The organism is Halomicrobium urmianum, assembly GCF_020217425.1.
GTDB classification, from domain to species: Archaea; Halobacteriota; Halobacteria; order Halobacteriales; family Haloarculaceae; genus Halomicrobium; species Halomicrobium urmianum.
On sequence record NZ_CP084090.1, the window covers coordinates 1,933,313 to 1,946,437 of the forward strand.

11 protein-coding genes and 3 tRNA genes are annotated in these 13,125 nt (G+C 69.6%); 11 read left to right on the forward strand and 3 right to left on the reverse strand.

Annotation, left to right across the window (positions count from 1 at the left end; genetic code table 11):
* Positions 1-102 precede the first annotated feature (102 nt).
* A complete protein-coding gene (locus LCY71_RS21600; RefSeq protein ID WP_225332923.1) occupies positions 103-540 on the forward strand; it encodes a histone in 438 nt (145 codons plus the stop codon).
* Positions 541-1,551, forward strand: coding sequence for a histone deacetylase family protein (locus tag LCY71_RS09565; RefSeq protein ID WP_225332924.1), 1,011 nt, complete (start codon positions 541-543; stop codon positions 1,549-1,551).
* A gap of 41 nt (positions 1,552-1,592) precedes the next feature.
* Here LCY71_RS09565 and cca read toward each other — a convergent pair whose 3' ends face one another.
* Complete coding sequence (gene cca, locus LCY71_RS09570) at positions 1,593-2,942, reverse strand: CCA tRNA nucleotidyltransferase (RefSeq protein ID WP_225332925.1); 1,350 nt, start codon at positions 2,940-2,942, stop codon at positions 1,593-1,595.
* A gap of 96 nt (positions 2,943-3,038) precedes the next feature.
* Here cca and LCY71_RS09575 point away from each other — a divergent pair.
* Both LCY71_RS09575 and LCY71_RS09580 read left to right on the forward strand, forming a co-directional pair.
* Positions 3,039-3,111: transfer RNA gene (locus tag LCY71_RS09575), tRNA-Asn, on the forward strand.
* Positions 3,112-3,343: 232 nt separating this feature from the next.
* Positions 3,344-3,419: transfer RNA gene (locus LCY71_RS09580), tRNA-Ile, on the forward strand.
* Positions 3,420-3,628: 209 nt separating this feature from the next.
* On the opposite strand, the gene LCY71_RS09585 is transcribed toward LCY71_RS09580, so the two are convergent.
* Positions 3,629-5,296 carry a glycoside hydrolase family 11 protein gene (locus LCY71_RS09585; protein ID WP_225332926.1) on the reverse strand — a complete coding sequence of 556 codons (1,668 nt, stop codon included), beginning with the start codon at positions 5,294-5,296 and terminating at the stop codon, positions 3,629-3,631.
* A gap of 368 nt (positions 5,297-5,664) precedes the next feature.
* Here LCY71_RS09585 and LCY71_RS09590 point away from each other — a divergent pair, with 368 nt between their 5' ends.
* From LCY71_RS09590 to LCY71_RS09620, 7 genes are all read left to right on the forward strand, one after another.
* Positions 5,665-6,135: a hypothetical protein gene (locus LCY71_RS09590; protein WP_225332927.1), complete on the forward strand. Its 471-nt coding sequence runs from the start codon at positions 5,665-5,667 to the stop codon at positions 6,133-6,135.
* A gap of 233 nt (positions 6,136-6,368) precedes the next feature.
* The gene (locus LCY71_RS09595) at positions 6,369-8,588 is read left to right on the forward strand and encodes an AAA domain-containing protein (protein ID WP_225332928.1); all 2,220 of its coding nucleotides are present in this window, start codon (positions 6,369-6,371) and stop codon (positions 8,586-8,588) included.
* A 3-nt stretch (positions 8,589-8,591) separates the two neighbouring features.
* A complete protein-coding gene (locus LCY71_RS09600) occupies positions 8,592-8,972 on the forward strand; it encodes a hypothetical protein (RefSeq protein WP_225332929.1) in 381 nt (126 codons plus the stop codon).
* Between the two features lie 89 nt (positions 8,973-9,061).
* The gene (locus LCY71_RS09605) at positions 9,062-10,036 is read left to right on the forward strand and encodes an endo-1,4-beta-xylanase (protein ID WP_225332930.1); all 975 of its coding nucleotides are present in this window, start codon (positions 9,062-9,064) and stop codon (positions 10,034-10,036) included.
* A gap of 27 nt (positions 10,037-10,063) precedes the next feature.
* Positions 10,064-11,077, forward strand: a complete 1,014-nt coding sequence (locus tag LCY71_RS09610; RefSeq protein WP_225332931.1) for an alcohol dehydrogenase catalytic domain-containing protein — start codon at positions 10,064-10,066, stop codon at positions 11,075-11,077.
* 351 nt (positions 11,078-11,428) lie between these two features.
* Positions 11,429-11,926, forward strand: coding sequence for a GNAT family N-acetyltransferase (locus tag LCY71_RS09615; RefSeq protein ID WP_225332932.1), 498 nt, complete (start codon positions 11,429-11,431; stop codon positions 11,924-11,926).
* 56 nt (positions 11,927-11,982) lie between these two features.
* Positions 11,983-12,056: transfer RNA gene (locus LCY71_RS09620), tRNA-Phe, on the forward strand.
* A gap of 215 nt (positions 12,057-12,271) precedes the next feature.
* Here the strand turns inward: LCY71_RS09620 and LCY71_RS09625 are convergent.
* Positions 12,272-12,958: an SOUL family heme-binding protein gene (locus LCY71_RS09625; RefSeq protein ID WP_225332933.1), complete on the reverse strand. Its 687-nt coding sequence runs from the start codon at positions 12,956-12,958 to the stop codon at positions 12,272-12,274.
* Between the last annotated feature and the right edge of the window lie 167 nt (positions 12,959-13,125).

A 13,125-nucleotide genomic window follows, 5' to 3' on the forward strand; every position in this document is an offset into this window, starting at 1 on the left:
CGACGGGCAGCCGCGGCTACGGTGGACATCTGGCCCAGATCCGGGGCACTGTGTGTGAGTAGCAAGGAAACCCTTAAGACCGCGACAGTCCCGGATTTGGGTATGAGCGTCGAGCTACCGTTCGCCCCGGTCGACTCCGTCATCAGACGGAACGCCGGGGGGTTGCGGGTGAGCGCCGAGGCGGCCGAGGAACTGGCCCGTCGCATTCAGGACCGCGGTGCGGAGCTGGCGGAGCAGGCCGCCGAGGCGGCGACCACCGACGGCCGGAAGACGCTGATGCCCCAGGACTTCGGCGTGACCGACGCCCGTGACAAGGACGACCTCGAGTTGCCCATCGCGCCCGTTGATCGCATCGCCCGCCTCGACATCGACGGTCGCTACCGCGTGGCCATGGACGCCCGCGTGGCGCTGGCCGACGTGCTGGAGGAGTACGCCGACGACGTGGCCGCGGCCGCGGCGGAGCTGGCCCGCCACGCCGACCGTCGCACGATCAAGGCCGAGGACGTCGAGGCCTACTTCGAACTCGAGCGGTACTACTGAATGAACTTCGGCTACCGCGAGGTCTGTCTGGACCACGACACGGGCAAGCGCCACCCCGAGAGCCCCGACCGGCTCCGAGCGATCAGGCGCGGCCTCGCGGAGTGTCACGACGTCGAGTACGTCGCTCCGGACGACGCCGACGTGGACCTGATCAAGTCGGTCCACGACCCCGACTACGTCGACGAGGTCAGGGACTTCTGCGAGTCCGGCGGCGGTAACTGGGACGCCGACACGGTGGCCTGCGAGGACACGTGGCCGGCGATCCTGGCCAGCGCCGGCCTCGCCGAGTGGGCCGCCGAGCGCGCGCTGGCCGGCGACGAGGGCAGGGAGACTCCGTTCGCGCTGGGCCGGCCGCCGGGCCATCACGCCGTCGCCGACGACGCCATGGGCTTTTGCTTCGTCAACAACGTCTCCGTCGCGGCGCAGGCGGCCCTCGAATCCAACGCCGACCGCGTCGCAATCGTCGACTGGGACGTCCACCACGGCAACGGCACGCAGGACATCTGGTACGACGACGGCGACGTGCTGTTCGCCTCCCTCCACGAGGAGGGGCTCTACCCCGGCACCGGCGAGGTCCAGGAGACCGGTGAGGGGGACGGCGAGATGCGGACGATCAACGTCCCCTACCCGCCGGGTGCCGACACCACCGACTACCTCGCGGCGGTCGACGAGGTGATCGGCCCCTCGTTCCGCGCGTTCGATCCCGACCTGGTGCTGGTCAGCGCCGGCTTCGACGCTCACCGCCACGACCCCATCTCCCGGATGGAGGTCTCCTCGGAGGGCTACGGCCTGCTGGCCGACCGCGTGCGCTCCATCGCCGACGACTGCGACGCCGGCCTCGCGTTCGTCCTCGAGGGCGGCTACAACCTCGACACCCTCACCGACAGCCTCACCACCGTCCACGAGGTGTTCGATCGGTACTCCCCCTCGACGCCCGACGTAGACGAGGTCAGCGAGGGCGCCCGCGAGGTGCTGGACGAGTTGATCGATCAGGGGTTCGGAGACGACTGAAGATAGGCTCTCTCTGGCTGTTCTAGCGCACTCCGGGGTCGCTACGGTCGAGGATCGAAGTACTCGGCGAACTCCGGCCCGAACGCGTCGGCCAAGTCGGCCACGTCGTCGCCGACGAGGACGTCGTAGCCCGCCTCCAGCGCCGATTCGACGTGAGCGCCCAGCGCGACGTCGAAGAGGGCGTCGCTGCGGAGGAACGCTGCGGCGGCGGCGTACTCCCGGTCGCGCTCGACGACGTAGCGGTCGTCCGCGACGAAGGGACCGTAGGCGTCGCCGTCGGCGTACTTCCCGTAGAACCCCTCCGCGTGGTCGCGGACGTGGACGGGCGGGCCCTCGTGGCGCTCGATCGCCGGGCGCTCGGCGACCGCGAGTTCGGCGAACAGGACGGCCCGGTCGTGGGCCCAGGTGGCCCCCCGGAGCACGTCGAACCCGCGGCGGTCGAGTTCGTCGGTGACACCGCCCAGCGACCGGAAGAGCTGCGGCCAGAGCTGGTCCTCGACGACGTCGGGCGCGTCGAAGACCACCGCGACGGGCGTCGTGCCCCGGTCCGAGATCGCCGCCCGCACCTCGTCGGCGTCCAGCGGGTCGGGCTCGCGGGGCTCGAACAGCGCCTCACGGGGGTCGGCGACGAACTCGCGGGCGTAGTGCTGGAGGCTCGCCAGCCGCTCGGCCGAGAGGACGGCGGCGACGTTGCGCTCGGGGTCGGTCGGGTCGATCACCACCAGCGGGTCGTCGAACTCCGCCCGCCCGTGGTCCTCCGGGTCGAGGCGGACCGGCGGGTGCCAGTCGGCGGCCGCCGCCAGGAACTCGCGGACGCCGCCGTACTCAAGCACCAGCAACTCCGTCAGGAAGCCCGAGAACCCCCGCGTCCGGAGGTCGCTGCCGTAGGCCCCGATCCCCTTCAGGAACTGCTTGCAGACCCGCACCTCGTCGGCCAGCCGGTCGTCCAGTCGTTCTTCGAGGTAGCGCGTATGGAACGGCGTCCGGTCGACCGCGGAGCGGATGTCCGTGGCGTCGTCGAGGTCGTAGCAGGGCACCAGGTCCACGTCGTAGCCCTCGACCTCGCCTTTGACGTAGGGGTGCTCCGCGTACTCTTCGTGGCCCCCGGGGAGGACGGCGTGGCCGACGTCGAGGCCGTACTCCTCCAGTCGCTCGCGGTCCAGGTCGGCCGGGAACGCGACGAACACGTCCACGTCGCGGTCCCCGGACACCCACGTCCCCCGGGCGGTGGAGCCGACCTGGATCACCTCGGCGTCGACCGGCAGGTCGGCCACGGCGGTCTCGGCCCGGTCGATCACCTCCGCGGCGACTCGCTGCAACTCGGCGCGTTCCCAGTCGTCGGGCACGACGCGCTCGCGTACCCGTTCGACGACGACGTCGACCTCGTCCATGAGCGCGGGTTCGCGAGGAACGCGTGAAAGCGTACCGATGGCGGATCGAAGCGAAAGCCCTATTTAGTAACTCCAGCTATCGAAGAATGCGTTCGAGCCGCCGTAGCTCAGCTGGTAGAGCACCACGCTGTTAACGTGGTTGTCCCAGGTTCGAGCCCTGGCGGCGGCGTACTTTTCGGCGCACAACACGACGAGCGTAGCGAGGAGTCTGTGCGCCGAAATACGGTCACGGCAGGCTCGAGCATGCAAGTCGCAGCCCGCGCAGCGAACGGAGTGAGCGAGAAGGACCGTCTTGCACCCGTTCGAGCCCTGGTGGCGGCGCTTTCTGTCGTTCACATCCAGAACATTCGCGCGTCATGAGCGACAGGCTAAAGAACAGGTGCCGTGAATCACGGATTGAAGGGCCCTTAGCTTAGTCTGGTTCAAAGCGATCGGCTCATAACCGATTGAGCGGTGGTTCAAATCCGCCAGGGCCCACTTCTCACGACTCACGCGGTGTTCGCCGTGCGAACGTGCCGCCTGTGGATTCGGTTCTTCCTGATGTGCGTATCGGGCCCGAAAACGAGCGTCGGTAGCGATTCCGCGGCCGACACCGAGTGGCCGGTGGTGGAATCGCTGTCAAGCGACGTGCAAGGACTACCGGGACCGCACCCGGTGTCTCGAAACGGTTCTCCGCCGAGGGCCGATCAGGAGATCGTGACGGTCACTTCGTCGGTCGTCTGCGTGCCGTTGCTGTCGGTCGCGGTCAGGGTGACGGTGTAGGTGCCGGCCGACTGGTAGCGCACGCCGGCGTAGTAGCCGCTAGTGGTGCTTCCGTTGTCGAGGTCCCACTCCAGCGAGGTGATCCAGGAGCCCGGATCGCTGGTGTCGTTGACGTGGAACTGCACCAGGTCGCCGACGCCGGCGGAGGTGGTGCTCGGGGCGATTTCGGCGACGAGGTCGCCGGAGCCGCCGCCGGTGTTACCGCCGGAGTCAGAGCCGTCGTTGCCGCCGGTGTTGTTGTCGCCGCCGGAGTCACTACCATCGTCGCCGCCGGAACTGCCGTCGAGCGAGAGGTCGATGTAGTTGAGGTCCCACCAGGAGTCGGCCATGACGACGCGGATGACCTGCTGGCCGGCGTCGAGCGAGACGCCGGAGGTGGAGACGGTCTCCCATGAGTCCCAGCCGCCGGTGGCACCGAAGTCGACGGAGCCGGAGACGTCCTGACCGTCGACCTCGAGGTGGAACGAGCCGCCGCCGGAGTCGGAGGCGACGAGCGCCTCCAGGGTGTACTCGCCGGCCTGCTCGACGTCGACGGTGTACTCCACCCATTCGCCGGACTCGATGTAGCCGATCGAGTAGCCGCTCCCGCCGGAGTTCGAGGAGATGTCGACGGCTTCACCCGTGCGCATGGCGCCGCCCTCGTTCTCGGACGTGTTGTCGCTGTAGGCGACGCCCGAGCCGCCCTGGTCGTACTCCTCGGCCTGGATGCGACCGGGGACGGCGTGGGGCGTGCCGTCGTAGGGCTGCTGATCGCCGGAGCCGCCCTGGTCGCCGCCGGTGTTGTCGCCGCCACCGCCGGTGTCGCCGCCGCCGGTGGTCCCGATGGTGACGTTGGAGCTACCGGAGCTCTGGTAGCCCTCGGTGGCCATGATCATGTAGTCGTGGCTCCCCATGTTCAGCCCGTGGTTCTCCCAGGCGTCGAAGTGGTTGCCCGTCGTGATCGTACCGCTGGTCCGGGAGTTCTGGCGGATGCTCCAGTACTGCGTGAACGTCGCGGTGCCCTCGATGGAGGGCTTGTTCACGCGCTCGGACGTGTAGATCTCGTAGGTCGACCCGTCGGTGGTATGGGTTCCGTGGAAGGAGTCTCCGGGCTTGTAGCTGCCGTAGTCCTCGATGATGTAGTACTCGACCAGCGGGTTCGTCGTCCACCCGTAGAGGGTCAGATAGGAGTTGCCCTGCGGGTTGTAGTCGGCGTCGTACTGGACGTTCTTGCGGCCGCCGGTCTCCCAGCCCTTGCCGAGCACGAAGTTGCCGACGTTCGACCACTCGACGCTGTAGTTGCCGTCCGGCCCCAGCGTCATCGAGACGGAGCCCTGGTCGTTCTTCCAGAACGAGTAGTAGTACCCGTCGTGGGTCCCGGTCTGGTTCGAGGTAATCGTCTGAGACTGGGCGGACGCCGAACCGGTCGAGGCGGCGGCACCGAGGCCGGTCGCTGCCGTGGCGGCGGCCGACTTCAGGTAGGCCCGGCGGTCCATCGAGTCGAGGACGCCGTCGCGTGGCTCCTCGCTCACTTCCTCGGCGTTCTGTGCGTTCTCTCCCATCGCTGCATCCATCGATTCCCCTGTCGTGTGGTCGTCGTTCGGTCGTTCCATAATACCGACACCACATTAATCATCTCCGAACTATGTTAAATTTCTAACTAGATAAATGAAATATATGTATTGGATTAATTATAATACGGTTTCCGCGGCTTCTCGGGACTGGCTGTCGACGTGGACGCGGGGATCGGCCTTTTCGGAACGTCCAGACGGTCCTCTCTATAGGAGAAGGTGGACGCGACGACACGCTCGAAGGGCTCCCCGGGTGCCCGACGATGTGTGAGTGGCTCCGATTTCCACTGTAGTTGCCTGCGGGGGCTGCGCCGCCATCGGCGGCGTCGCGGGCAGGCGACGGCCCGGCCGGCTGGCGGGTCCGAGCGGCGCACAGAAGACTCATTACGGAGGGATCGGCAGCCCCTCGAATGGAACGGTCCTTCGTCGCGGCGAAGCCCCTCCAGGCGGTCAAACTCGGTGCCGTCGGCGGTGTTCTCCTCCTCGGTGTCGCCGCGTGGTTCGGCGTCTTCGGATCGCAGGGCCAGTTGCTGGTGCTCCTCCTCGGCCCGGTCGTCGGGATAGCAGTCGCCGCGGTGGTGATCGCCGAGGGCGCATACCTCCTCTATCGATGGGCGACAGGCGACGCGTCGGCCGGATCGGTCGTCGCCGACCGTCCGGGATACGCGCTCGTCCGCGGCGTCGAACTCGCGGCAGCCGTCGCCGGACCGACGTTCATCGCCGCCACGTTCGGATCGTTCGGGGACGGGCAGATGCCCGCGCCCGCCGCCATCGGTCTCGCCCTCATCATGGGCGCGGCAGCGGTCGCCGTGGCCGCCGCCGTCCTCTGTCGGTGTCTCGTCGAGCTGTACCTGCACCGTTCGAACCGGACCTCCGTGTGAATCGCCAGTGCGGCCGCCGGCCGGTCCATCAGAACAGATCCAGGACGAACTCGCCGACGTCGACGACGAACTCCGCGGCGTTGGAGAGGCGTCCGCCGTCGTCGGCATCGTCGTCCGGTTCTCCGTCCGTCATCCCTGCGGGGGCATCGCCGGGTCGCACCAAGAACCTGCCGGCCCCGAATCCGTCGCGCCCCGCGAAGGATTATATCGCTGCGGGCGACAACTACGCTCGAATGTCGCTGCTGTTCGAGCACGCCGTCGACCGGTTCTCCCTCGAGGACGCGTCGCTGGTCGCGGCCGATGCGGCGGACCTGGCCGACGGCGGCGACCCGGTCCCCGTTCGCCCTATCGCGGAGTTCGCCGGGTATCACGACTCGCTGACCCATCCCGAGGAGGGGTGGACCTGCATCCCGCTGCACGGGCCCGACGGCGCGGCGCCGACAGACGAGTTCGTGGCGTACACCGACCACGAGGTGCGCGGCCGCCTCTTCCTGATCGAACGCGACGGCGACCTCGAACCGGTCCCCGCCGACGAGTTCGGTGACACCAGGCTGGCCGACCGGATCAGGTTCTGGCACTCCGACTACCTCCCGGAGACGTATCCACCCGGGTACGACGCGCCGATCGACGATCACGAGGAGCCCCGGAACCCGGTGGACGCGGAGCGACTGCTCGACGAGTTCGCCGCGTACGTGGCCGACGAGCGCGATGCGACGCGGGCGGCCAACCGGGAGCGGGCGCGGACCCGCTCGGCGCGCGCCGTCTACCAGCAGGGCGGGTCGGCGATCCCGTCGGTGGTCTGCCTCGGCGAGGACGACGGCGCCTACCGGTTCCGCGTCGACCTCGACCCCGAACTGGAGGGGCGCCGCGACGGGGACTGGGCGTACTTCGTCGAGAGCGAGTTCGGAATCTACCAGGGCAACGAGGTACTGCTCCAGTCCGCCGCCGAGGACGCTCCCGACGCTTTCCCCGTCGCTGCGGAGGTCGAGCGCATCCGCGGCCTGAACCTGTGGCTGACCGTGGACTGGGGCGCCGTCGACGACTCGGCGGCGGCGGGAGCGCACCTCGCGCCCGACCGGGAATTCGGCGTCTCGGAACTGCTCAACCCCGTTCCCTTCGACCGGGAGCGCGAGGCCGTCGAGGCCCTCCGGGAGAGCCAACTGGGCCCCCTCCTCGCGGGCGAACGGCCCGTCTCCTTCTCCAACGGGGCGGCGGCGCGCAGCGAACCCTTCGACGCGGACCTCAATCAGGAGCAGCAACTGGCCGTCGAGTACGCGCTGCTCGCCGACGACCTGTGCTGCGTCCACGGGCCGCCCGGGACCGGCAAGACCCGGACGCTGCTTGAGATCGTCCGGCGCGCGGTCGATGCCGGCGAGGACGTCCTCGTCTGCGCCGACTCCAACCAGGCGCTGGACAACCTCGTCGCCGGCTCCTCGACGCTCGGCGATCCGGACCCGGGATCGCTCCACGCGCACGGTCAGCACGGGAGCGGCGAGTTCACGCTCGACCGCGTGAACGCGAAGCGGTCGGCCCGCGCCGTGGTCCGGGAGGAGTACGGCGACGTCGCGGACAGGGCGGACGTGGTCGCGGCCACGAACAGCAGCGCCGCCACCCTCCCGCGGGAGTTCGACCTGCTGGTGCTCGACGAGGCGACCCAGTCCACCTGCACCGCTTCCTGCATCCCGCTGGCGCGGGCCGACCGGGTCGTTCTGGCCGGCGACCATCGACAGCTCCCGCCGTTCAGCGCCACCGAGGAGCCGCCGGAGTCGAGCTACGGGCTCTCGCTGTTCGAGCACCTCTACGCCGAAGGCGGCGTCTACGAGGGCGTGGGGCTCCAGCTGAAGACTCAGTACCGGATGCACCGCGACGTCGCGCACTTCCCCAACCGGGAGTTCTACGACCGGACGCTGCGCAACGGGCTCGCGATCGATCCGCTGCCGGATCGGCCGCCCATCGAGGGGTACAGCGTCGGCGGCCCGGTCGACGTCGTCGACCACTCCCGGCGTAACGAGACGGAAGCGCGACTGGTCGTCCACCTCGTCGGGGAGCTACTGGGCGACGTCCCGCCGGACGACATCGGGGTCATCACGCCGTACGCCGCGCAGGCGCGGCTCCTCCGGGACCTGCTGGCCGACCACGTCGACCGGGCCGACGCCGTCGCGGTCGACACCGTCGACGCCTTCCAGGGGAGCGAGAAGACGGCCGTGCTCGTCTCGCTGGTCCGCAGCAACGCCGACGGCGACCTCGGCTTCCTCGGCCGTCCCGAGGACGGTCCGCGGCGGCTGAACGTGGCGCTGACGCGGGCGAAGCGCTACTGCGCCGTCGTCGGCGACTTCCACACGCTCCGATACGAGAACGAGGCCAAGTGCGGCGACCTCTACCGGTCGTTCCATGACTACCTCGAGACGACCGGCCGTCTGAACGACGTCGATCCGCAGTTCATCCCGGTCTGAACGGTGACCGATCGACGCCTCCGCGCACACGCTCGGGACGGCCTGCTCGCGCTCTTCGCCCTGGCGGCGCTGCTCGCCCTGCTCGCCCGGCGGAGTGGACTGGGCGCGCTCGCGAACCCGGTGGCCGTGCTGCTCGGCGTCGCGGGCGCCGCCCTGATCGAGGCCGCTTTCCTCCGGTACCCGGAACTCGGCGCGGCCTGGGACCGCCCGCTCGTCCACGTCGGCGGGCTCGTCGTCCTCCTCGCCGGCGCCGCTGCAGCCTACGTGGTCGTCGGCCTCGCGTTCGTCGCCGCCGCCTGCTGGGGGCTGGCGACCTTCCTGCTCCTGCTCGCGGCGGTCGCGATCACCGGCCGAAACCCGCTGGCTCGTCTCTCCGGGCCGTGATACGGTGTCCGGATCGCTCTCGGGTTGCGTCGTAGTCTCATGCACCCGGAACGGCTTTGGCCGCTCCGACGGAGTGTACGGTTCCACAGATGACGCCAGCGCCCCCTCTGCGCGCTGTCGCCGCCGAGCGCGGACTGCACGTCGGGGCCATGATCGGCCCCGGGCCCCTCCGGACCGAGCCGAGACACCGCCGGACCCTCGCCGACGAGTTCGCCGCGGTCACGCCGGGCAGCGCGCTGAAGATGGGACCGCTCCGGCCGTCGCGGGACACGTACGACTTCGGCGACGCCGACGCTGTCGTCGACTTCGGCGTCGCACACGACATGTACGTCCGCGGCCACGCGCTCGTGTGGCACAACCAGAAGCCCGACTGGTTCCAGGCGTGGGACTACACCGACGACCAGTTGCGGGCCTTCCTGCGCGACCATATCCACACGGTCGCCGGCCGCTACCGGGCGACAGTCGACGCCTGGGACGTCGTCAACGAGGCCGTCGCCGACGACGGCTCGCTGCGCGAGACCGTCTGGTCCGACGCGCTGGTCGGGGACTACGTCGCCGACGCGTTCCGCTGGGCTGACGAGGTCACCGACGCCAACCTCTACTACAACGACTACGGGTGCGAGGCGCTCACCGAGAAGGCCGACGCCGTCTACGACCTGCTCGCGGACCTCCTCGACCGCGGCGTGCCGGTCGACGGCGTCGGCCTCCAGCTCCACGCGCTGGGCGAGCGACCCGACCCCGACTCGATCCGGGCGAATGTCGAACGGTTCCGGGACCTCGGGCTCGACGTCCAGATCACCGAGATGGACGTCGCGTTCTCCCGGGACGACGTCCCGGACGACCCGCTCGCGGTCCAGGCCGGCTACTACCGCGCGGTCGCCGAGGTCTGCCCGGAGGCCGGCTGCGACGCGCTCGTCGTCGCCGGCGTCAGCGACGCGAACTCGTGGCTGCGCTCCTTCGCGGACTTCCCCGATCGGTATACCGGCGACCCGCTGCTGTTCGACGAGCGGTACCGGCCCAAGCCCGCCTACGACGCCGTCGTCGAGGCCCTCGCGGAGGACTGATTACGCACGCGTTCCTTCCACCGCCCGATGCGAGCCGCAGCCTTCACCGAACTGATCGGGCCGGACGGCGTGGACGTGATCGACCACGAGACCCCCGTGGCCGGGCCCGGCGAGGCCGTCGTCGACGTCGAGGCCTGCGCGATCAACCGCCACGACCTCTGGATCCTCGAGGGCGACTCGGCGATGGTCGACGCCGACGACCTCCCCTTCGTCACCGGGCTCGACGTCGCCGGCACGGTCCGCGAGGTCGGCGAGGGCGTCTCGGGCGTCGAGCCCGGCGACCGCGTCGTGCTCTGCCCGAACGAGACCTGCGGGACCTGCCGGTTCTGCCGCGAGGGCCCCGAAAATCTCTGCGAGAACTTCTCGCTGTACCACGGCGGGCTCGCGGAGGCCGCCCGCGTCGAGGCCGACCGCCTCATCGCGCTCCCCGACGGCGTGGACACCGCGACCGCCGCCGCGGTCCCGACGGCGTACGTGACCGCGTTCCACATGCTCCGGCGGGCCGACGTCGGCCCCGGCGACCTCGTGTTCGTCCCGGGCGCGACCGGCGGCGTCGGCGTCGCGACCGTCCAGCTCGCCGACGTACTGGGCGCGCGGACCGTCGGGACCTCTTCCTCGGAGTCGAAACTCGACCGCGTCCGCGAACTCGGCCTCGACCACGGGATCCGGTCGACCGACACCGACGAGATCCGCGAGCGCGTGGCGGAGGTCGGCACGCCCGACGCCGTCGTCAACCACCTCGGCGGCGAGTTCACCGAACTCGGCCAGCGGGTCATGCGCCGCGGCGGGACGATGGTCGTCTGCGGGCGGACGGCCGGCGGCACCTCGACGGTCGACGTCGCCGACCTCTTCCTGGGCCACAAGCGCGTCGTCGGCTCGACGATGGGCACGCAGGACGACCTGCGCCGACTCGTCGACCTCGTCGCCGCGGGCCAGTTCGAACCCGTGATCGACGAGACCTACTCGCTCTCCGAGACGGCCGCGGCGTTCGCCGCGATGCAGGACCGCGAGAGCGTCGGGAAACTCGTCGTCGAACCCTGACCTCCCCGTCTGGGGCCGTCTTCGCGGCGCGAAGGACGAACGCGACCGGCGTAGTGTACGGGGATCGCCCTGCGCCGGAAGGGCTTTACACACGTCCGTGATATCGAATCCCGTGATCGACGGCTCCGAGTGTCCGGACTGCGGCGGGCACGTCTCGACGGACGACGGGACGGACTACGCGTGTGACGACTGCGGCGCCGCCTTCGACGTCACCGACCTCTTCCTCCCCTGACGCCGTCGGACGCCGGTGCGCGGTGACGGTCAGCACCAGGGCGTGCCGAGGCTGTTTACAGCGAATCAGGGGACGAAACCGGCGGCAGGGGTTTGTCGGGGCGGATCGTCTGTGCTCGCGTGATCGAGGTTCGCCCGGCGACGCCCGCCGACGTGCCCGCCGTCCAGCGCGTCGCTCGCGCAGGCTGGCACGCGGCCTACGACGATCGGCTGGGCACCGGCGCCGTCGACGCGGTCGTCGACGACTGGTACGCCGACGAGACGGTCCGAAACTACGTGACCGACGACGACGTCAGCTACTTCGTCGCCGAGGACGACGCCGTCGTCGGCTACGCCGCTGGCGGACCCGACCCCGACGTCGACGGTCCGACCGCGCAACTGGGCGCCATCTACGTCCACCCCGACCGCTGGCGGGAGGGGATCGGTAGTCGGTGGCTGGACGCCCTGACCGACCGCCTCGCCGACCGCGGCTTCGAGCGCCTCCGGATCGACGTGCTGGCCGCCAACGACGCCGGCCGCGCCTTCTACGAGCGACGGGGCTTCGAGGTGGTCGACTGCGGTGAGGTTGAACTGGGCGAGGTGGTATGCGACGGAATAACGTATGCAGGCCCCCTCTAATCGGCCGACGGCTATCGAAATCCTTTTTGATACCCTCGCCTTCGACACGAGTGCGCGCCGCCTTAGCTCAGACTGGGAGAGCACTCGACTGAAGATCGAGCTGTCCCCGGTTCAAATCCGGGAGGCGGCATACTTCTGCTGGCGCTCGTGAGCGAGCGCCAGCTGTGTATGTGACCCGACCGCGATTCGAACCCTGGAAGGCACGCGCAACGGGCGGAGCGAGTGAGCACGTCTTCCTCCGGTCCAAATCCGGACGGCGGTACGTTTCTACGGGTGACGCCAGCGGCACGTGTGAGCGGTCGAAACGCAGTCCCGCCCCACAGGAGCACCCCGCCCGGGAATCGATCAGGATCCGCTGTTCGCCTCGACTGCCACGGCGACCTCGTTGCGCCGGAGGAACGGGAGCGTCCAGGGGGCGTCGTACCCCATGAAGAACGGCTCGCCGGCGAGAGGGACGCCGGCCGTCTCGAGCGTCTCCAGCAGCCGTTCGGTTTCGCGAGCGACGCGGGAGTCCGTGGCCCGCCACGAGAACCGCCGGACGGCGAGCGTCCGCTCGGGAACTTCGACGACCGCCACGTCGTCGTCGGTGGGTCGCGGCGCCGAGTCCGCGTCGTACTCCGGGGGGAGGTAGAACGCCATCCGGACCTCGTCCGCACCGCGGTCCCCGCCGGTTTCGACGGGAGCGGTCATCGGAATTGTCCGCCCGGTGCGCTCGACCGTGACCGGCGCAGTCATCTCGATCGTCGTTCCGGTGCCGTCCACCTCGACCGGGGCGGTCATCGATAGTTCCTCGCTGCCCTCGTTCGCGCCGCTGATGTACCGGAACAGCCGACCGAACGCCGCGTTCTCGGAGGGGGCGACCGTCTCGACGAGGACCTGCTCGGGATAGCGGCGGAGTTCGACGTCGTGGACGTGGGTGACGACCGTGTAGGGGACGGTTTCGGTCGCGTGCCGCTGGTAGAGGCTCCAGGCACCGGCGGCTGCCAGCGCTCCCCCGGCCACGCCCGCGACGATAGCGGAGTTCCGGACCATACGAAGGGTTGGGCGGGGAGGTCGATAGGTCTTGCTCCAGGTTGACACTCGAACGCTTCGCGAGTCGGTCGATTCATTCGGGTCCGCCCGTCGAGCGGCCCGCGCAAGCGTATCGAGACCGGAAACCGGCTCAATCGACCGGAAAGCTGGTCTTTACCCGTACGTTG

Bases quoted from the DNA above. Each gene is read 5' to 3' on its own strand.
- LCY71_RS21600 (WP_225332923.1), top strand. From the start codon at position 103: ATGAGCGTCGAGCTACCGTTCGCCCCGGTCGACTCCGTCATCAGACGG.
- LCY71_RS09565 (WP_225332924.1), top strand. From the start codon at position 541: ATGAACTTCGGCTACCGCGAGGTCTGTCTGGACCACGACACGGGCAAG.
- cca (WP_225332925.1), bottom strand. From the start codon at position 2,942: ATGGACGAGGTCGACGTCGTCGTCGAACGGGTACGCGAGCGCGTCGTG.
- LCY71_RS09585 (WP_225332926.1), bottom strand. From the start codon at position 5,296: ATGGAACGACCGAACGACGACCACACGACAGGGGAATCGATGGATGCA.
- LCY71_RS09590 (WP_225332927.1), top strand. From the start codon at position 5,665: ATGGAACGGTCCTTCGTCGCGGCGAAGCCCCTCCAGGCGGTCAAACTC.
- LCY71_RS09595 (WP_225332928.1), top strand. From the start codon at position 6,369: ATGTCGCTGCTGTTCGAGCACGCCGTCGACCGGTTCTCCCTCGAGGAC.
- LCY71_RS09605 (WP_225332930.1), top strand. From the start codon at position 9,062: ATGACGCCAGCGCCCCCTCTGCGCGCTGTCGCCGCCGAGCGCGGACTG.
- LCY71_RS09610 (WP_225332931.1), top strand. From the start codon at position 10,064: ATGCGAGCCGCAGCCTTCACCGAACTGATCGGGCCGGACGGCGTGGAC.
- LCY71_RS09625 (WP_225332933.1), bottom strand. From the start codon at position 12,958: ATGGTCCGGAACTCCGCTATCGTCGCGGGCGTGGCCGGGGGAGCGCTG.